Below are 19,876 nucleotides of genomic sequence, written 5' to 3'. Positions count from 1 at the left end.
TTTCTTATCATGAATCGTTGATTTAACAACATTTCCATTGACAAGACGTAGAAAAGGTGCGCTAAGGTTCTTGGGTTATTCCTTTACAAAGCCAAACTCGGCTCGCATAATGGAGGTGTGAAAGCGCTACGATCTATACGGAGGTGTTTTTGATGGTTAAGACAAAAGCAGTAATGATCGGTGCGGGGCTGGCGAACATGGCCGCGGCCGTTTATCTGATTCAAGAAGGTCACTGGCGGGGCGATCAAATCACGTTTTACGGTGCCGATATGCACGGTGCCAACGACGGGGGACCGACCACGGACTTTACCAGTGAATATTGGAACGAAAACCACCCCATGGAAAATACGACGGGTTACGTCGCTCGGGGTGGTCGGATGCTTAATTATCGGACCTATGTTGACCTCATGGACTTGTTAGACCGGATTCCGTCAGCCACGGAACCGGGGATGACTGCCGCCGAAGATACGCACGATTTCGATGCGCATCACCGGACCTACGATAAGGCGCGCCTGCTGCAAGGCGGCAAGGGCATTATCGATGGCGGTAAGTTGGGCTTGAACAATAAGGACCGGGTCCTGTTATCGAAGCTGGTCATGATGCCCGACGATGACGAAACCAAGCTGGACAACGTGTCGATCGCCGAATACTTTAAGGACGATCCGCACATGTTCCAGACGAACTTCTGGTACATGTGGGAGACCACGTTTGCCTTTCGGACCCAGAGTGCTGCCCAAGAACTCCGGCGCTATATGCACCAAATGATTTATGAATTTACGCAAATTGAACACTTAGTCGGGGTCAACCGGACTCGTTACAACCAATTCGAAAGTATCATGTTACCGCTGATTAAGTACCTCAAAGATCAAGGGGTCACCTTTATCGACAACCGGATCGTGACGGATTGGGACTTCGCGGACAGCGAACTCCAAGACGAAATCACGGTCACCGGCATTCACGTTAAAAACGTGGACAGTGGCGAAGAAGAAGTGGTCGCCATCGATGAGGACACGGCCGTGATCTTCACCAATGGCTCCATCACCGATTCGGCCACGATGGGTGATTACGACACCCCGGCCCCGGAAAACATGGAATACGGGATTTCCGCGGCCCTGTGGAAGAAAGCCACGGAGCGCTTCTACAACTTAGGGACGCCGGATAAGTTCTTTAACGACCGCAAGAGTTCCGAGTGGGTCAGCTTTACGTTGACCACCAAGAACCACCTGTTGTTAAACGAAATCACCCGGATCACCACTCAGGTTCCCGGTAACGCGTTGAACTCCTTCCTGTCCACCACGCCAATCACGCCGTTGGGCCACAAGGACGTCAACATGTCGATCGTGGTGCACCACCAGCCTCACTTTACCACCCAGAAGCCGAACGAATCGGTCATTTGGGGGTACTTCCTCTACCCACGGCGGACCGGTGAGTTCGTCCACAAACCATACATCAAGATGACTGGGAAGGAAATGGCCCAAGAATTGATTGGGCAACTCTCCAAGGTCGATCCCGGCCCGAACAACATTAAGAACAAGGAAGCCGAAATTATGGATAGCATCATCAACAATATTCCGGTGTACATGCCTTACGCTTCCGCGTTGTTCAACAACCGGGCCAAGACCGACCGGCCAGAGGTCATTCCGGAACATTCGACCAACTTAGCCTTCACGGGTGAATTCGCCGAACAGCCGTACCAGATGATCTTTACCGAACAAAGTGCCGTACGTTCCGGTGAAATCGCGGCGTACCACTTTGCCGGGGTTTCAATGGATAACCTGGTCGACACACCGCGGTATGACAAGGACCCCAAGACGTTATTGCGGGCCACTAAGAAGATGTTTAGTTAATCTGTGAAGTTCAGCGGTTCCGGGCTGATGCATCAAAGCTGGGTTGCCTGCGGGCAGCGGTCAGTCAGGAACTCTGTTAACTTGTTTAACCAAAAAGCACATGTCTGCGACCTATGGAAACGGTCGTAGAGATGTGCTTTTCTGGTGCCTTATTGGGCGAGATCATTCACGTTATGCCGGTACGTGGCCGTGGTTTGCCAGAACGGAATCTTGACCACGCCCATGACCTTGTGGGCGTCGACGTAGCCCCAGGCCCGGCTGTCTTCGGAGACGCTGCGGTGGTCCCCCAAGACGAAGTAGTGACCCTTGGGCACCGCGTTACCGGTGTATTTCCAGTGATGTTCCTTGGCCAGCTCACTGAGGGTCCAGTCCCCGGTGCCCGCGGTGCGTTCCGTGGGACTGATAAACGACTGGTTGATCTTACGGTTATTCACGTAAATGTAGCCGTTCTTGCTGACGACCTTGTCGCCGGGGCGGCCAATCACGCGCTTGACGTAGTTGGTGCCGGGCGTGGCGTTGGGGTCCTCGCCGTAAGCGTCAAAGACGATGACGCTGAGCCGTTTGACGGCCAGGGGCTTGACCACGATCATGCGTTCCTTATCGGCCAGGTTGGGGGTCATGGAGTCACCCGAGACCCGGACGACTTCGAAGAGATACGTTCGCACTAAAACCACCAGGATCACGGCGACCACGATCGGCACCACCCAGCTGAGGATACTTCGCAATAATTTCATGATTCGTTAGGACTCCCATTAAATAAAGTTGTCATTATTTTAGCATAGGCACCCGCAAACGCACGGGTTTTCGCGAAATCTTAAGGCTTTTCTAGGGGACCAGCCACTTTCGGCAAAAAAATTAACGAATTACTGAGAAATTTTGTTCAAATGGTAGCGCTTGCAGTGAAATTATGACACAATAATGGTGTTAACCGGTTTTAGACTAAGGAGGAAATACCATGGCAGATCAAACGGAACTTCTGAAAGTTGCAACGGCAATGCTTGACCGGGCGTACACCCCGTATTCCCATTTCCACGTGGGCGCAGCGGTCGTCGGCGACAGCGGCAAAGTTTATGGTGGCTGTAACATCGAAAACGCGTCGTACGGAGCGACTAACTGTGCGGAACGGACGGCCATCTTCTCGGGAATCGCGGCGGGCGAAACCCACTTCAAAGCCATCCTGATTACCGGGAATACGGACGGTCCCATCGCACCTTGCGGGATTTGTCGGCAGGTCATCGCCGAGTTCTTCGACCAAGACGCCCCGGTCTATCTGACCAACCAAAAGGGTGCCTTTGCGGAAACCACGGTTAAGGGTATCCTGCCAGGGGCCTTTGTAGAATTAAAATAGGTACATACTAGTTTTATCCCAAGCCTAAGCGGACTGCTTAGGCTTTTTAAATGGTCCTTTATCCAAGTTGGCCAAACCGTCACGAATTAAGAATTCGCGCTCCGCGGCATCAGGGAAATCCCGTCAGGCGCCCAAACGGAACGGTGACGCGCCGGGGTGTCAGCTGTCAAGGTTGTGAAGTTGCCGGGACAGCCGTGCCAGATTAGCCGCCAAAAACAACGTAACGTTCTGGTGAGTTTGCCGTAACGCTTAAACTTACAGTTGAAGCGAACCTGGTAACTTGCTTCAAAGGACCAAATTGGTCATCTGTTGACCACCGGCGAACAAAAGCGGTAATTACCGGGATTTCGCGTGAGTTTACAGGCCCAAAAGATTAATTGGTCCAAACCAAAGGCGATTTATTGAGGAATTGTAAGCCCATAAAGGTTAGTAGCCAAGAACTAGTTATCCTGTACAAGGTTTGGATTGTTACCATATAGGGCAAAGTGGGGTTATCTTTCACAATTCAATGGCGTTATAATTAACATTAGGTTACTAGGTAGACTGGCTCAATTGGGTCGTGGTTCGACCCAAACTTTGGTGGAGAAAATAATATGCTATTGAATGCTTTCATAGCGTAAATTGTAAAGAAAGTTCAGACAATATTGAAAAAAGGGTTTATTTTTTACGACTGAGAGGAGATACTATGAGGGGGATATTGTCGATCAATCGTAAAGGTGCCACCAGGGTTGAGATTGATGCAAGTGAACCTGGCTAATCTGCATGAGTGGTAACTGACAGGAACGCCCTGCCCGGAGGCCGAGATAAACGGTCTTAGGGGTGAGAAAATCCACAGTTCCCGTGTACTTTGTGCCATGAAATATGAGTGAGGTTACTTGGTTATTTTGGTATGCCGTTTGGAGTAATGCTCGCATTTGCTGATAAAGTTGCATTGGATCCGTCACGTCCTTGGTTACAAGATTAACGTCTATTATAGAACATATGTTCTGACCAGGGAACCATTTATTTTGCATCTTAGGGGATAAGTTAATTTACCGATTAACTGTCCGTCAGATGATATATACTTAGCCACATGGATCAACGGCGTGATGTGACACAGCAGTCCGCAACACCACTGAGGTGGCGCATAGGACCAGTAACGGCGACGGGTAGAAGCTATTAGAAGGAGTAATGGAAAGATAATGACTGAAACGACGAACGAGGCATTAACTGAAGAACAACTGAAGCAGGAGTTTGACGACCTGTACATGCATATTTTTAAATACATTGGTGACTTTGTCTCCATTCCCACGCAGAAGTATAATCTGACGTTTGAGGCTTATATGGTGATGGAAAACGTCGCCCGTAGTAAGAACGGCCAAACTTTGGTGGAATTGGCTAAGCTAGAGGGCGTCTCCAAGAGTGCGATTGCCCGGCAAGTCAACGTTCTATTGAAGGAAAACTACGTGATGCAAAAGGTCGACCCTAACGACCGGCGGGTGAAGTACATTACCTTGACGGCGGCGGGGAGCCGGGTCCAACGGAACTTGGCTCAGGCCACGGCGGAACGCTTCCACCGGTGGTTAGGCTTCTTCGGTCGCGACGAAGCGGAACACTTCATCGACGTGCTGCACAAGGCTAACGAACGCGCGATTGCTGCCGGTTTCGTGGGCTTCGATAGTTTACATGACAAACGTCGGAATTCTAACCGTAACAGTGAAAATCATGGTCGCTTAGGCAACCTGTAAATTGAATTGGCTTGTAACCGCAGTCCTTCAGGTGGACTGCGGTTTTTTCTTTGGCCGAAAACAGTTAGAAAGGTTACCGAACAAACTGAATGGCCAAATCTTTGAGAATTTTTGGGGGACTACGCGGGGCCACCAACGGCCAAATTCACTGACAAGTGACCTGCAGCTTGACCGGTTTGGCGGCGGAAATCACCCGTACAAAGAGCGGCTCGCGGGCCACCGAGTTCCTTATCCAAATAAACGGATAAGCCAGCAATGAATTAGATAAAAAAGGCCGGTTCCCCAAAGAACAAGTCTTCAGGAGAACCGGCGAAAGGGTTAATGGTTAGTGGGAGTCAACGCGGCTTGAATCCGCCGTTCGTCGTAGAACAGCAGGACAATCAGCATCACCAGGTACAAGATCAGCGGTAACCACGCGTAATTTAAGATGATCATGTGTTGCGTGGCTAGGTTTTGGGGCCGGTTGGCGACGTAGCCGGACAAGTGGAAGAGGCCCGCGGTGACCAGGCCCCCCAGACCCAAGCCCACGTTGACTCCGAAGTCGTCGGTCGAAGCCAGGATTCCTTCGGCTTGAATCCCCAGCGTGGCGCCGTAACGAATCGTATCGGCAATCATGATGGAGACTAACCCGATGATCAACCCGTTACCGATGGCGTTGACCAGGGTTCCGGCAAAAATCAGGCCGAGTTGGTCGACCGTGGCCCCGATGGACAGGACGGCTTGACCGCCCAGGGCTAACACGATACCGCCCAACATGGTCCGTTTTTTACCCCAGTGATTGGCGGCCCGAATGATCAGCACCACGCCAATCAAGGCCGCAAAGGTAAAACTATTGGCGATGGGGACCAGCTTTTCACTGTGCTGGAGGTATTTAAAGTAGTAGATCGTGGTCTGATTCTTGATGGCCGTGGTCAGCCAGTACAGCAAAATCACGCCCGAAATGACCAACCAGGGCTGGTTTTGCCGCAACATGGCCCCCACGGCGCGCCAGGATTGGTGCGCGTGTTCGGGATTGGTAAAACGCTCGCGCACCTGAAAGAAGGTGTTCCAGATGAGAATCAGCGAAATCCCCCCGAACACGGCGATGGTCAGGAGAAAGCCCCGTTGTTGGTTGCCGTGGCCGAAGTAGGCGACCAGCGGGAGGGTGAAGATGGCCACGATGATCTGCACGGCGCTACCCCCGAACTGCCGGATGACCCCCAAGAGGGTCAGTTCCCGGTCGTTTTGACTTAGGGTCGGCAGAATCGAGGTGATGGGGAGGTTAACGGCCGTGTAGAAGAACCCCAATCCCAGGTAGGTCACGTAGGCCCAGACCAATTTTCCGGTGGCCCCGAACGGTGGCGTGACGAAGGTCAAGATGGCAAAGACCACGTAGGGCAGCGCGTACCAGAGAAAGAACGGCCGGCTCTTGCCCCACCGCGAGTGGGTGTGGTCGATCATGATGCCGATAATCAGGCTTTCGACCACGTCGGCGAGTCGAGCGACAATGAAGAGGATGGCGGCGCTACTGGCGGAGAGGCCGTAGACGTCGGTATAGAAGAACAACAGGTAAGTGGTCATCATCTGAAAGACCAGATTATCCGCGGCGTCACTCATGCCGTAGCTGATCCGCTCCGGCCACTTAGTTTGCCAGGGTGCTTGCATCTGTCACGCCTCCCTTGAGGTTACTTGTGGCTCTGGGCGACCAAACGACGATAGACTTCGGCGCCGACCAGGTCGTTGGTGACCATCCAGACCACGTGGCCCAGGGCTTCGGAGACGTGCTCGCTGGCGGGTTGATCCTTGGCGGCCGGAACGGTGCCCATCGCCGGCATGATGCCCAGGTGAAAGGCAATCCAGATGGTTAGGCCGACCCAGGTGCCGGCGTCTTTTTTGATAAACGGCAACTTTTCCCCCACGATTTGGTAGAGTACGGCGAAGGTGGTGGAGAAGCCGAAATGAATCACGTAGCTGACCCAGGGAAGGGCGTGACCGGAGTAATGGTAGGTCGCGTGCGTCACCTTAGCGGGGACACCGAACTGTTGCAACAGCGTCTGCGGCGGATTGGTAGCGTCACGTTCCTCGGTCCGCGGCGGTAAGACGTTTTCCCAGCCGAGCTTGACCAGCCCGGAGACCAGACCCGCGGCCCCACCGGCGAGGATGGCGGCGGATAGGTTCAATGGATGATGGGTAAAGATAGACATAGCGAAAAACTCCCTTCAATCAAACTAGTTTGAGTATAAGCGTTTTAACGTTCGAGTTGCTAGATTTTGCTTGTTAGGCGGCTAACGAGCGAGAAACGACCGCGTTTCCAGAGTAGCCTGGTGGCAGTAGAGACTATGCAATTATGCAAGCCGGCGAGCGGTGATGCGGACGGGGACGGTTTATTAAATTATTAATTATAGGGGGTTATAAAATGATACACTGATAGACATTGAGGAGGAAATGAACATGAAAAAATGGGGAACTCGGCTGGGACTTGTGTGCCTGGCCATTTTAGTGGCTTACGTCCTGTGCACGCCGGAAGGAAGCATCCGGTTGACCTTGTTGTACCGGATGCGGGGAAGTCACCCGGTCCAAACGGCCGTTCACGCGAAGATTTGGCGGCAGGCGGTAACGCGTCCTGGGAGATTGACCGCTAAATATAAGTACCGGTCTAATGACCTGTATAATGCGCGGCGGCCGGAGTTCGTGGCGCATTATCGGGTCCAACGTTACGGTATCGTTTACGTGAGTCACGCGTTGAGTAACAATCCCAAGGCCCGTTAAGCCGTCAGAACGGTCATCTATTTTTAGCCGTGCTACACTGAAAAGGTAATGTTTTTCGACGAGACGGAGAGGAGATTACCATGCCAACTCAAGTATTTGATCGCGGGTTCATCGACGTGCACGACGCCACGCAAAACAACCTGCACCACGTTGATTTACGGATTCCGAAGTACCGGACCACGGTGTTCGTGGGGTTATCTGGTTCGGGAAAATCATCGTTGGTGTTCGATACGATTGCGGCGGCTTCACGGCGCGAACTCAACGAAACGTTTCCGAGTTTTACCCAACAATATTTACCTAAATACGGCCAGCCCCACGTTGGTAACATCGACCACCTGCCCGTGGCCATCGTGATTGCCCAGCAACGGTTGGGCAAAAACGCCCGGTCGACGCTCGCCACGTACACCGGGATTTATTCGTTGCTGCGGTTGTTGTTCTCACGGATCGGGAAACCGTTTATCGGCTATTCCGATACCTTTTCGTTCAACTTGCCCCAGGGGATGTGTCCGGCCTGTCAGGGCTTGGGCTACGTCGACGATATCGACGAAAGCCAACTGATCGACCCGGAGAAGTCCTTGAACCAGGGCGCCATCACCTTCGTCAGTTTCGCGCCGAACACCTGGCGTTGGCGGCGGTACGCGACCAGTGGCCTTTTCGACGACGATAAGCCCATTAAGGACTATACCGCTGACGAGTACGAGCTACTGATGCACGCGCCCCAACAGAAATTGGCGCACCCGGGCGAAGGTTTTCCGCGAACGGCGCTTTACGAAGGCCTGGTGCCGCGAATTCGCCGGTCGATCATTGGGAAGAAAGAAGCGGCGCACCATCGCGAAGCCATTGCGGCCATTGTGACCCGTAAGCCGTGTCCCACCTGTCACGGGACCCGGTTGCGCGCCGAAGTGCTGACTAACCACATTAATGGCAAGAACATCGCGGAGGTCTCGGCCATGGATCTTAATCATGTGTTGACCTTCTTGCGGGCCATCACCGTGCCGCTGGCGACCGACGTGGTACGAGAACTGACCACTAAGATTCAATCGTTGGTCGACATCGGTTTGGGCTATCTGACGCTCGACCGGGGGACCAGTTCTCTGTCCGGCGGGGAAGCCCAACGGATTAAAATCGCCAAGTACCTGACCAGCGCATTGGTCGACATGGTCTACATTTTAGACGAACCCAGCGTCGGCCTGCACCCCCATGACATTCAGCTGATCAAGCAGGCGTTGACCCGGCTGAAGGAAAAGGGCAACACGATTCTGGTGGTCGAGCACAACCCGGCCATGTTTTCCATCGCCGATTACGTGGTGGAAATGGGGCCGCAAGCCGGTCAACGGGGCGGTCAGGTGACTTTCACCGGGACCTATCCGGAGTTGTTGGCGTCGGACACCCTGACCGGGAAATGGTTACGGCGGCCGCACACTTGGGGACCGGAACGGCCGGCCAAGGGTCAGCTCAGTCTACACCACGTGACGGAAAACAATTTAAAGGACGTGTCCGTCGATATTCCGTTAGGCGTGATGAGCGTGATTTCGGGGGTCGCCGGCTCCGGGAAAAGTTCGTTGGTCACGGCCATCAAACAGTCGCTCAAGACCGACTACATCGACCTAGCCCAAACGCCGGTCGGCATTAACATTCGCTCGACGCCAGCCACCTACCTGGGCATCTTGGACGACATTCGCCAATTATTCGGGAAGGCTAACGGCGTTGCGGCCGGGTGGTTCAGCTATAACGGCAAGGGCGCTTGTCCACGCTGTAAGGGCAAGGGCGTGACCATCACCAACATGGCCTTTATGGACCCGGTCGTGCAGGTCTGCGAACTCTGCCACGGCCAACGGTATAGCCAAGACGCCCTACAGTACACCTATCACGGTAAAACGATTGCCGAGGTCTTACAGCTGTCGGTCACGGCGGCCAGCGACTTTTTTGCCGAGACGCCCAAGGTCGCGACCAAGTTAGCGAACCTGGATCGGGTTGGCTTGGGCTACCTGACGTTGATTCAACCGCTGACCACCTTGTCTGGAGGAGAACTCCAACGCTTGAAGTTGGCGGTCGAACTGGGCAAACAGGGGACCGTTTACCTGTTGGACGAACCCACGGCCGGCCTACATTTACAGGACACCGAGCGCTTGCTGAAACTCTTTAACGACTTGGTAGCAGCCGGTAACTCGTTGATCATCATCGAACACAACTTGGCGGTCATCAGTCAGGCAGACTGGTTGATCGACGTGGGACCCGACGCCGGGCGTTACGGTGGGCAAATCCAGTACAGTGGCGTACCGCGCCAAGCAGTGACCGTTCCGACCTCGCGCACCGGGGTCGCGTTAAAACAATGGATTTCAGAATAAGTTAAAACGTGAGACCACATGCCGTTGGGGGATGTGGTCTCACGTTTTTTAGTCTTTAATGGTTAAGATTTGGTGGGTGTCGGTGCGGCCGGCGGGGTAGTCGTTGAGGCGATCGGCTTGCCGGTGGCCTAAGGCGATGCCCATGACCAATAGTTGGTCGGCCGGGAGTTCGGTGAACTGACGGACGATGTCCGGATATTTAATAATTTCGTAGGCCGGCATCGACGCTACGCCGTAATCGGCCGCCGCCAGCATTAACGTCTGGCCGAAAGCCCCCAGGTCGTACACCGACCAAGCGGGTGAGCCTTGCGGGATGGTTAAGTAAACTAGGACGGGCGCATCAAAGAGATCGGCCTGAATGGCATCTAACTGGGGGGCCTGATCACCTAAAAAGGCTTGAATTCCGGTCAGCCAGGTCTGTGTGTTCTCCCGCGAGGCTGCCGGCCAAGTGGGCGTGCCGGCGGTCAACTCGGCGTGGCCCTTCACGCCGGCCTGAGCCCGTTGACGATGAGCCGCTTTGATTCGTGCCAAGGTGTCCCCGGTGGCAATAGTCACCCGCCATGGCTGCGAATCCCCCCAGGACGGGGCCTGCTGGGCTGCCGCCACGATAGAGTGTAGAGTGTTAACGCTGATTGGATCGGCGTTAAAGTGGCGGACTGCCCGCCGACGTTGTAAAACTTTAGCAAATTCCATGTTTAAGTCTCCTCCTCAATGATTCTGACTATTAAACAGTTTATAGTTTACGGGTCCGGTCGGCTGAATGCAATAACTTTGTGTAACCATCACTTTAAAATGATAGGAAACGTATGTTCTTTTTGTGGTTAAATTATGCTATGCTTAGAACATTCTGCAATGAGAGGACGTGACCGGATGACCGCCACGATTTTAACGCCGGCCGAAAACCGGTTTCTACAATTAAGTTATCCCGCCTTGCCGATTCCGGCGCTGACGCGGTTGATGCCGCAACTCCGGGAGCACCCAACGGTCAAGACCACCAGCGACTTTTTGACGCGGAGTGCCAAGGCCGACTTAGCGGCCAACCGGGTGGACTGGTTGGTGGCCGGTAGTGCGGCCTGGAAGCTCCTGGCGCGATTACCGTATAAAGTGAACGCCAGCGCACAACGCCGCGATTGGCGCCATTGTGCGTTGTGTCATTTGCCGGTGCGCTACGAGTATCACGTGGTCCTGCGCCTGAATGGCCGGGAGATCGTGGTGGGGTCCGAGTGCGTCAAGAAGTTCATGAGTGACGAGATGCAGTACCTGATGACCATCACCACCGAGGACAATTTTCACGCGGTGGCCCAGTATGACACCCTAACGGCAAAGTATCCGCAGGTGCCGGACATCCTGTGGACCAAAGACGCCTTACCGCATCTGCCGGCCCAACACCGACCGGCGCAGACGCGGGTTCGCCGGGGGACGCAGGCGACCGTCACGGGATACCTGAAACGGCGAACGACGGTCTTACCAGAGACGCAATTAGCCCCGAATCTTCGGGACTACGCGCGCTTACAGGCCATCGACCGGACCGCCCAACAACAAGCCGTCGCCCGGCAGCAAGCCCAGGCCGCCAACGCCCAACGGGATGCACAACGGGCGCAACAGCGGGCTTGGCAGGCGGCTAATCAGGCCAAGGATAGCGCCCAGACGCAGGTGTACCAATCCGCTGCTTATCAGGATTGGTTGGCGCAGGTGACGGCGTTAATGGTTGACCGGTTAGCCCTGGCCGAGTTCAAGGCCCAACTGGCGAAAATTACCGTACCACCGGCGGTCAAACGCCTAGTCAACACCTATCAGCTAGGTGTGATGGCGACCGAATTCGCGCATCAGGGGCGCATCCACGCGCAACGCCTTCAAATCGTGCCCCGTGAGTTGGTGGCGGATCTGGATCGCCGGACCCGCGCTTTGGCCGCCCAACGGCAACGCGATTGGGACGATGACGTGTTCAATGCGGCGTTGGGGAGCGAATTGACGCCGGCCCAACGGGATGCTCAATTAATGGCACTGCGCCAGTCTTGGGAAGGACGCCAGGTGCCCGCGGCCGTGTATCGTGACCTGGCCCGCTTCAAAGCAACCGTCACGCGACCAGTGGAGGTGCCTGCTAGCTGGCCAGAACCGTTGCAACGCGCCTTTCGGGTCCGCCTGCAACGGCAACCGGCGGACCGCTGGGTGCCCGCCAAGAAGGCGCACGTGACACCCGGGCAATTACGGCGGTTGGGGCAACAAACCATGGATTGGACGACCGTCGAAGCGACCTTTCACCGGGATTACGCGTTACCGGCCGCTGAGGAAGCCGTGACGTTGTCGGCGTTGGAACAGTATTATTTACGACAACGGGACCGCCAACACCGCCGCGGGGCCCAGACGCAACGGTTACTCCAGCAACTATTAGAAGAAGACTAAGGGAAGAGTGGGACAAAAGGCGGTTAGCTGGCGAGCATTAACATCGTAAGGCGGATAATCCTGGGCCTGGATTGTCTGCCTTACGGGGTTAAGCGGAACCAGCTGCCTTTTGGCGCACGTTTCGACACCAAATATTCGGAGACGACCAAGAGCCTGGGATTTTTGTCCCAGACTCTTTTTTGTGCATCACAACCGTGTAATATCAAAATGATTGTGGGGACGTAAAGATTTGGTTGAGGTCCTGTACAGACTCCGTAAAGCGGCCCAAATCAGTGGGCAAAGCGGGTACACTAGTTTCAGGTTAGCGCGATAACCAAACGGAGTAGGGAGGAATTTGATACTATGATGATGCGTAAGAAACAACGGTTCGGTGCGGCCCTGGCCACGATGCTGGTGTTGTTGCCGATGATGACCCCGGTGGCTCAGGCCAAGACAATCAGTCCGGTCGACCAATTAATTGCCCCCCACGAGGCCAGCTACGGGTTCTACGTGGACAACTATAAGGCCAACACTAAGCAGAACACGACCCCCAGCACGAATCCAGCCTACGGGTTACTGAACAACTTCTCGAAGTACTGGTCACCCGTTAAGGGTCAATTGGATCCAGCCTTTTTGAATCAGAACACGGCGATTGCGGCGAAGATCACCCAGAACCGCACGAGCGCCGAGGTCACCCGGTCTTTCTTAACGGACCGGCGTTCCTTGTCTTACAGCTTGATTTCCGGCTTAGGCCCCTACGCCAAGGCGTTTATTAAGAATGCCAACGCGCAGACCGATTACACGACCGTCCCGACGGAACCCCAACCCGCCACGACCCCTTATTCGAAGGTCAAGTGGGCGGATCCAAACTCCAAGCTCGGTGACATGGTCAAGTTAGTCGAACTGACACGGGGCTCTTACGGGAGTACCGGGGTACCGAAGAACACCTTCAAGTACAAGCGGCCTTACAAGCTGAGCAAGGACGTTCTACCTAACCCTTACTTGGTCAACGTGATGGCGGCTTCCCCGAAGGACGGCGACTTTGACTTCCCAAGTGGCCACACCACGGCCGGATTTGAGACCGGGGAAATGTTAGCTTACGCCTTCCCAGAACGGTTCCAAGAACTGGTCACGCGCTCTTCCGAAATGGGTTATGATCGAATCTTAGCCGGTCGGCACTCACCACTAGCCGTGATGGGTGGTCGGATGTTCGGGACGGCGGTGACGGCCAGCGTCTTGAACGACCCAGCCAACCGCGACATCATGAAGAAGGCGTACCAAGAAGCCCACTCTAACTTATTACAAAGTAGTCCGTTGGTTAACGCGCAAGACGACTACAGCAACTACCAAGAAAACCAAAAGAACTACCGTTACCGGATGACTTACGGCTTGCCACAAGATGGCGACTCGAACCAAGCTATGCGCGTTCCTAAGGGCGCCGAAGTCCTCTTGGCGACCCGGTTACCTTACCTGAGTGCGAACCAACGGCGGGCCGTCCTGGCAACCACGGGCTTGCCTTCCGGTTACCACCTGTTGGATGACGCGGAAGGCTGGGGTCGCCTCGACCTCTTCTCCGCGGCCAACGGTTACGGCCAACTTTGGGACACCACCAAGGTCAACATGGATGCAACCAAGGGGAGCTTCAACGCGCACGATACTTGGCGCAACAACATCGGCGGCACGGGCCAACTGGTCAAGCAAGGTTCCGGTGATCTGACCTTGAACGGGAACAACACCTTTAAGGGTGGAATTCAAGTCACGAACGGTCAATTAGACCTGAACGCCACGAACGCGGCGGGTCAAGGGAATGTTGCTGTGAAGGGCGGCACGCTGACCACCAATACGGCGGCCAAGTTGCAAAAGGGTTACCAACAAAGTAAGCGCGGGACGCTGGCTTTGACGGTCACGAAGGCCACGGCCATGAAGATTCGCGGCCAAGCGAAGTTAGCCGGGACCCTGACCATCACTAACGCCAAGAGCTTGAAGTCCCACCAAGTTCTCTTGAAGTTTGGCAGCGTCAAAGGGAAGTTCGCCCACGTGAAGGGCTTGCCACAAGGCTGGCACGTCAAGTACCACGCCCACAGTTTAGAACTCGTTCGGGGCTAAGCCTGAACCGTTAAATCGAAGTTAAAAAGCGTTCCGCCAACGACCGGTGAGTCGGGGGCGGAACGCTTTTGCGTCCAATCATACAGCGCGGTGCGAACGCAGGTTGGCCAGAGAAAGCGCCAACGACGTCAAGACCAGGGGCCAGTTAACGGCCCAGGTGTAGAGGAACCAGTTGGTGGCGTCCGTCGGCTTGAAGAAGTCTAAGATGGGAAGCTGACCCAGCCAGCCGACCAGCGCCAGCAGGCCGAACAAGCAGAGTTGACAGATCAGCCCGCCGGCGGTTGAGAACCGGTATTTGTCGATCATGGCCGTATCGTTATCGACCACCTGAGATTCGTACATGTCCCGGTTGATAGTGGGATTGTCGTAGCCGATGTACAGCGCCATCAGGAGCAAGCCGAGCAGGTACGGGTACTTCCAAGGAATCAGGACCAGCAGGTGCCCCAAAACCAACAGGGCCCCACTGAGGCGTTGCTTGCGGGTGGGGTCGTGGTGGGCCAACGCGTTGATGATGCCGGCCCCGCCTTCAAAGCCAATCAGGTAAACCACGAAGATCAGGTACATCCCCAGCTTTCCCCAGTAGAAGTAGGCCATGAAACTACTGAAAAGCAACACGAAACTGAGAAGAAAGCCGCGGTTCAATAAGCGGAGCTTGAATTCACGGAGTTTGCGGCGGTCGGCGTAGAGTTCGATCAGCGCGATGACCAGGGCAACCAGGATGATGACCAGAGTCAACCAGGCGGGTAATGCCAGGTTGGACTTGCGTAACGTGGTCAACACCGCAATGGCGGCGAAGAAGACCACCGAGAGCCACCAACGCCAGAACTGCTTGAGCCCGTGGCGTTGGTTCGGTTGCCCGCGGTAGAAGTCGTGGGTGAACTCGTTTAGCAGGAGTCCGCCCGGTAAGGCGGCCAGGTTGAGGAGCGCTAACAGCGCGAAGGTCAGCGAGAAGCTGAGTTTGAGCACGAAGTCCAGTTCCAACAGGATGATCAGCCCCAAGAAGACCAACCAATACACGCGTTTCATCTTGAACGGAGTGGTATGGGTCAGGTGGAGCTTAACGGTCAGAAAGTACGGCCAGATGGTGGCGGCGCTGTACCCCCACAACAGACTCCCGACAATCAGCCAACCTACCGACTGGGTCAGCGCAAAGGGCAGACTGCCCAGGGCGCCGAGGACCAGCGTGAGGATCAGGTAGGTACTGGAGCGGAAGTTGAAGCGTTTGGTATAGAAGATACTGGCGGCCCGCGAGATGTAGACGGTCACTAGGGCGACCAGGTAGGTGGCACTTTGTGTTTTTTGGTACTGAAATAAAATCAGGATGTAGGGCAACATGACACCGGTGTTGGCTAAAAAGTTCAGGGTCCCCACCGAAAAATCGATGCCCGCTTGTTTGAGGCGTTCCACGGCCACGGCCTCCTTTAGGCAAGTTCAGATATAAGTTAAGTATAGCAAGTCCGGTCGCTAAACGCCTAGCGCCGGGCCTTACAAATTTAGGCCATAGAAAAACGCGTCGCCCAACTAGCGGCGACGCGTCAACTTTAAGCTTCCGAAGACGTTTTCGGCGTTAAACGCTTTTCAACGAAGGACAACACCACGTCGGTGATGATGGCCATCAGCGCAGTGGGTAAGGCGCCGGCGAGGATAATGGCGCCCCCGTTCGTGGCGTTGGTCCCGCGGACGATGATGTCCCCCAGACCGCCGGACCCGATGAACGAGCCAATCACGGTGATTCCAATCCCCAGAACCAGGGCGTTGCGAATCCCGGCGATGATCACGGATAACGATAACGGAATCCGAATCGTGGTCATGATTTGCAGGCGGGTCATCCCCATGCCCTTACCGGCGTCAAGCACGTCGGCGTCGACGCTGAGCATTCCGGTGTAGGTGTTTTTGATGATGGGTAACAGCGAGTAGAGGAAGACCGTGGCAATCACGGTATTTTGTCCCAACCCAAGACCCAGCATCAGAATTGATAGCATGGCCAGTGACGGGATGGTTTGAATGACGTTGGCGATCCCGATGATGACCGGGGAGAGCCGCCGGTGCTGGGAGACCCAGATCCCAATTGGAATCCCCACGATGGCCCCGAAGAGCACGCCGTAGATGGAGACCAGAAAGGTTTGGTTAAATTGACTGAGCACGTACATGCCGTTATGGGTGAAGTAGTAAATCAGTTGACTCCAAAGTCCCATGTCTTTCATCTTATTGCCCCCCTTCGAAGTAGTGGTGATCCTTTAGGAATTGCTTAGCAACGGTTTGTGGTTCTTGGAGTTCGTCGTCGACCTGGTAATTCAACGTCTGCATGGTCTTTAACGAAATCTTGCCGACCAACCGGTTCAAGACGCCCCGTAATTCGGGGTGTTGCTTCAGAATCTTGTTAGTGGTGACGGCACTGGCGTTGTACGGCGGGAAGAAGTTCCGGTCGTCCTTAAGCAGTTTCAGGTGGTAGCTGGCGACCCGGCCGTCGGTGGAGTAGCCCAGAATGGCGTCCATCTTGTTGGCGGCTAACGCATCGTAGAGTAGTCCGGTCTGCATGGGTTTGACTGTCCCGAAGCTGTAACCGTAAGTCTTCTGGAAGGCCGGGTACCCGTCCCCCTGACGGTTCTGCCAGATTTGGTCGATCCCGACCGTCATCTTCGGCGCCAACTTTTGCAGATCACTGACGGTCTTTAAGTGGTACTTCTTGGCGTAGGCGGGCTTGACCATCCACGCGTAGGTGTCGGCGAACCCGTAAGTCTTGAAATAGGTCATGTGGTAGCGGTCCTGGAAATCCTTGGTGACCGTGCCGACCACCTTTTGTGGGTCCCGTTCGAACTTTTCGTTCAGGATGGTGGTTAAATCGGTTCCGTAGAATCGAATCGAGGAAATGTCGGCGTTACCGTTCTTTAGGGCGTTAAAACTAACGTTCCCGGACCCTAAGTTGTTGATGATGGATGTGTTTAAATTGGTGTAATGTTCGATCATGCCCTGAATCACGTAGGCCATGATTTGCTGTTCGGTGGTGTTTTGCGCGGCGATGCGAACCGTATTTTTCCCGGAACCGCCTAAGCCGGGCAGCGCACAGCCACCTAGTGGTAAGAGTAAAATGACGACCAGGAGTCCGGCCAGCCATTGACGTAAACGTTTTTGCATAAAGACAGGCCTCCTATTTAAATTGCTTGGGGGTGACGGCGAATTCGACTTTACCTAACAGGTAGTCGACCAAGAGGGCCAATAAAATGACCGGAATCGAGCCGCCGAGAATCAGGTCGGAACGGTACAGGTTCAACCCGTTAAAGATAAAGTCACCTAACCCACCGGCCCCGATATATGAGGCCAGGGTGGCCCAAGCAATCACGTAGGTCGCCGACAGCCGGATCCCGGACATGATGACCGGGGCGGCCAGGGGAATTTCGGCCCGCAGCATGGATTGCCACCAGGTCATCCCCATCCCCTTAGCGGCATCGCGGACGGTCGGGGACACGCCCTGCATGCCTAAGTAAGTATTCCGTAAAATGGGTAACAGCGAGTAGATGAACAACGCCACGATGGCGGGCGTCGAACCAATCCCGAAGATGGGGATCATCATGGCCAGCAACGCCATGGCGGGGATGGTCTGCAGCACGCCAGCTAAGGTGATCACCAGGTTGGCGCCGCGTTTCATCCGCGTCAGTAAAATCCCGAGGGGCACGGCCACGATGACACCAAGGGCCAGGGCAAACGCCGAAATGTAGAGGTGTTGGCCGGTCTTGGCAATCAGTTGGGTGCCGTAGGTCGCTAAGAAATGCATCATGACTACGCGTCACCTCCCTCACGGGTGGCCGCCGCGTGAATGTCGGCGTTGATGGGTGAGGCGGGTTGTTCGTCGGTCGCCGGGGCACCCCGCAATGCATCGTAGACGATGTCGACCAGCGAGGTCCGGGTGACGATGCCGACTAAGCGGTGGTCGTCGTCCACGACCGGCACGTTCTTCACACCCAGCTTCAAGATCCGTTGCACGGTGTCCCCAATTAGGGCTTTGTCTTGCACGTAGAAGACCTGGTGGTTCATCAACTGACTGACCGGCGTGTTGGTGTCGGTGTTCCGGCTAACGTCGTCCAAATCGATGTAGCCGATCAGCTTGTCTTGGTCGTCGGTGACCAGCAGGGTATCAACACGCTTTTCGTGCATCAGGTCGATGGTATCGGAGAGGGTTTTGTCCGGCGAAATGGCCACGGGGTTCTTCCGCATGATCTGGTTGATGTTTAAGATGTTGGGTTGGGCTCTGATCAGGCGTTCTTCCCCAATCAGGTTGGTGACGAATTCGTTGGCCGGGTGCCGTAAGATGTTTTCCGGCGTGTCGACTTGGACCTGCTTCCCCTGACTCATGATGACCACGCGGGTCGCCAGGTGCAGGGCTTCGTCCATGTCGTGGGTCACGAAGATGAAGGTCTTGCCCAGGTCTTCTTGTAAATGCTTGACCAGGTCTTGCAACGACTCACGGGTGATCGGGTCCAAGGCCCCAAAGGGTTCGTCCATCAGGATGATTTCCTGGTCGGCGGCTAAGGCCCGCACGACCCCGATCCGTTGTTGTTGCCCCCCGGAAAGTTCGCCGGGGTACCGTTGCAGCATTTCGTCGGGGAGTTGCGCCAGTTCGATCATCTTGTGGGCTTGCTTAGCCCGTTTTTCCTTCGACCAGCCCAGTAACTTGGGGACCAGTTCGATGTTTTCCTGGATGGTCATGTGGGGCATCAGCCCGATGTTTTGAATCACGTAACCGATCGAGCGGCGCAGTTTGACCGGGTCCATCTTGGAGATGTCCTGGTCGTTGATTTTGATGGTCCCGGATGTTTGGTTGAGCATGCGGTTAATCATCCGCATGGTCGTGGTCTTTCCCGAGCCGGAAGTTCCGATGAAGCAGATAAATTCTCCCTTACCGACTTCGAGATTGAAGTCGTCGACGGCGATTTTACCGTTGGGATATTCCTTACGTAGATGTTCCATTGAAAGTAGCATTGATTAACCTCCTGAATTGAATTATCCCCGCAGATTGGCCGGAGATATAAAAATAACGATCGGTGGACCGGCTTCCGTGAAACGGTGGGCCAGAGACCGGTCGTATGTGATTGTTCGTTGACAGACTTAACTGGGTCTATTGTACACGACTCAAGAACGATTACCAAGGAAAGACAATTCCTAGTGTTGATAATCGTGTGGAATGAACCACTAGTTAGCCGCGTGACTAAGCCGATGAAAGGGTTTTGCGAAAAAAACTTAAATTGAACACTCTAACCATAACAAATATAAATGAGCTTTTAATAAGGTGCTCCTTATAAAGTCGTGAGCATTATCAGGTTATTCGCCGAAAAATTGATTAAAAATAGGGGTTGCCTTCGAGTGACTCGAACC

General features: G+C 54.6%; 16 protein-coding genes. 7 read left to right on the top strand and 9 right to left on the bottom strand.

The genetic code is table 11. The features are described 5' to 3' along the window. Positions 1-152 precede the first annotated feature (152 nt). Positions 153-1,847, top strand: a complete 1,695-nt coding sequence (locus FD38_RS04375) for an oleate hydratase (protein ID WP_057731601.1) — start codon at positions 153-155, stop codon at positions 1,845-1,847. A gap of 149 nt (positions 1,848-1,996) precedes the next feature. Here the strand turns inward: FD38_RS04375 and lepB are convergent, their stop codons facing one another. Then, complete coding sequence (gene lepB / locus FD38_RS04370) at positions 1,997-2,581, bottom strand: signal peptidase I (protein WP_083485269.1); 585 nt, start codon at positions 2,579-2,581, stop codon at positions 1,997-1,999. A 221-nt stretch (positions 2,582-2,802) separates the two neighbouring features. On the opposite strand from lepB, the gene FD38_RS04365 reads away from it, so the two are divergent. Both FD38_RS04365 and FD38_RS04360 read left to right on the top strand, forming a co-directional pair. Next, positions 2,803-3,195, top strand: coding sequence for a cytidine deaminase (locus FD38_RS04365; protein ID WP_057731598.1), 393 nt, complete (start codon positions 2,803-2,805; stop codon positions 3,193-3,195). 1,181 nt (positions 3,196-4,376) lie between these two features. Continuing rightward, positions 4,377-4,922, top strand: a complete 546-nt coding sequence (locus FD38_RS04360) for a MarR family winged helix-turn-helix transcriptional regulator (RefSeq protein WP_057731596.1) — start codon at positions 4,377-4,379, stop codon at positions 4,920-4,922. Between the two features lie 318 nt (positions 4,923-5,240). On the opposite strand, the gene FD38_RS04355 is transcribed toward FD38_RS04360, so the two are convergent. Together FD38_RS04355 and FD38_RS04350 are read right to left on the bottom strand one after the other, a co-directional pair. Further along, positions 5,241-6,566 carry an MFS transporter gene (locus FD38_RS04355; RefSeq protein ID WP_057731595.1) on the bottom strand — a complete coding sequence of 442 codons (1,326 nt, stop codon included), beginning with the start codon at positions 6,564-6,566 and terminating at the stop codon, positions 5,241-5,243. 20 nt (positions 6,567-6,586) lie between these two features. Then, on the bottom strand, positions 6,587-7,105 hold the full coding sequence (locus FD38_RS04350) for a DUF1440 domain-containing protein (RefSeq protein ID WP_057731592.1): 519 nt from the start codon (positions 7,103-7,105) through the stop codon (positions 6,587-6,589). Positions 7,106-7,352: 247 nt separating this feature from the next. Here FD38_RS04350 and FD38_RS04345 point away from each other — a divergent pair, with 247 nt between their 5' ends. After that, positions 7,353-7,670: a hypothetical protein gene (locus FD38_RS04345; RefSeq protein WP_057731589.1), complete on the top strand. Its 318-nt coding sequence runs from the start codon at positions 7,353-7,355 to the stop codon at positions 7,668-7,670. An 80-nt stretch (positions 7,671-7,750) separates the two neighbouring features. Then, on the top strand, positions 7,751-10,018 hold the full coding sequence (locus FD38_RS04340; protein WP_057731586.1) for an ATP-binding cassette domain-containing protein: 2,268 nt from the start codon (positions 7,751-7,753) through the stop codon (positions 10,016-10,018). Positions 10,019-10,066: 48 nt separating this feature from the next. Here FD38_RS04340 and FD38_RS04335 read toward each other — a convergent pair whose 3' ends face one another. Continuing rightward, the gene (locus tag FD38_RS04335; RefSeq protein ID WP_057731583.1) at positions 10,067-10,711 is read right to left on the bottom strand and encodes a nitroreductase; all 645 of its coding nucleotides are present in this window, start codon (positions 10,709-10,711) and stop codon (positions 10,067-10,069) included. Between the two features lie 177 nt (positions 10,712-10,888). Here FD38_RS04335 and FD38_RS04330 point away from each other — a divergent pair, with 177 nt between their 5' ends. Further along, on the top strand, positions 10,889-12,421 hold the full coding sequence (locus FD38_RS04330; protein WP_057731580.1) for a hypothetical protein: 1,533 nt from the start codon (positions 10,889-10,891) through the stop codon (positions 12,419-12,421). Between the two features lie 342 nt (positions 12,422-12,763). Then, on the top strand, positions 12,764-14,506 hold the full coding sequence (locus FD38_RS04325; protein ID WP_057731577.1) for a phosphatase PAP2 family protein: 1,743 nt from the start codon (positions 12,764-12,766) through the stop codon (positions 14,504-14,506). 78 nt (positions 14,507-14,584) lie between these two features. Here FD38_RS04325 and FD38_RS04320 read toward each other — a convergent pair whose 3' ends face one another. From FD38_RS04320 to FD38_RS04300, 5 genes are all read right to left on the bottom strand, one after another. Then, complete coding sequence (locus FD38_RS04320) at positions 14,585-15,913, bottom strand: hypothetical protein (RefSeq protein WP_057731575.1); 1,329 nt, start codon at positions 15,911-15,913, stop codon at positions 14,585-14,587. Positions 15,914-16,047: 134 nt separating this feature from the next. Further along, positions 16,048-16,710: an ABC transporter permease gene (locus FD38_RS04315; RefSeq protein ID WP_057731573.1), complete on the bottom strand. Its 663-nt coding sequence runs from the start codon at positions 16,708-16,710 to the stop codon at positions 16,048-16,050. 1 nt (position 16,711) lies between these two features. Further along, positions 16,712-17,641: an osmoprotectant ABC transporter substrate-binding protein gene (locus FD38_RS04310; protein ID WP_057731569.1), complete on the bottom strand. Its 930-nt coding sequence runs from the start codon at positions 17,639-17,641 to the stop codon at positions 16,712-16,714. 13 nt (positions 17,642-17,654) lie between these two features. Continuing rightward, the gene (locus FD38_RS04305; protein ID WP_057731568.1) at positions 17,655-18,281 is read right to left on the bottom strand and encodes an ABC transporter permease; all 627 of its coding nucleotides are present in this window, start codon (positions 18,279-18,281) and stop codon (positions 17,655-17,657) included. Positions 18,282-18,283: 2 nt separating this feature from the next. Continuing rightward, positions 18,284-19,483 (bottom strand): betaine/proline/choline family ABC transporter ATP-binding protein, encoded by a 1,200-nt coding sequence (locus FD38_RS04300; RefSeq protein ID WP_057731566.1) that lies wholly within the window; start codon positions 19,481-19,483, stop codon positions 18,284-18,286. Positions 19,484-19,876 lie beyond the last annotated feature (393 nt).

The organism is Levilactobacillus zymae DSM 19395, from assembly GCF_001434115.1.
GTDB lineage: Bacteria > Bacillota > Bacilli > Lactobacillales > Lactobacillaceae > Levilactobacillus > Levilactobacillus zymae.
This window is presented reverse-complemented; position numbering and strand designations above follow the sequence as displayed.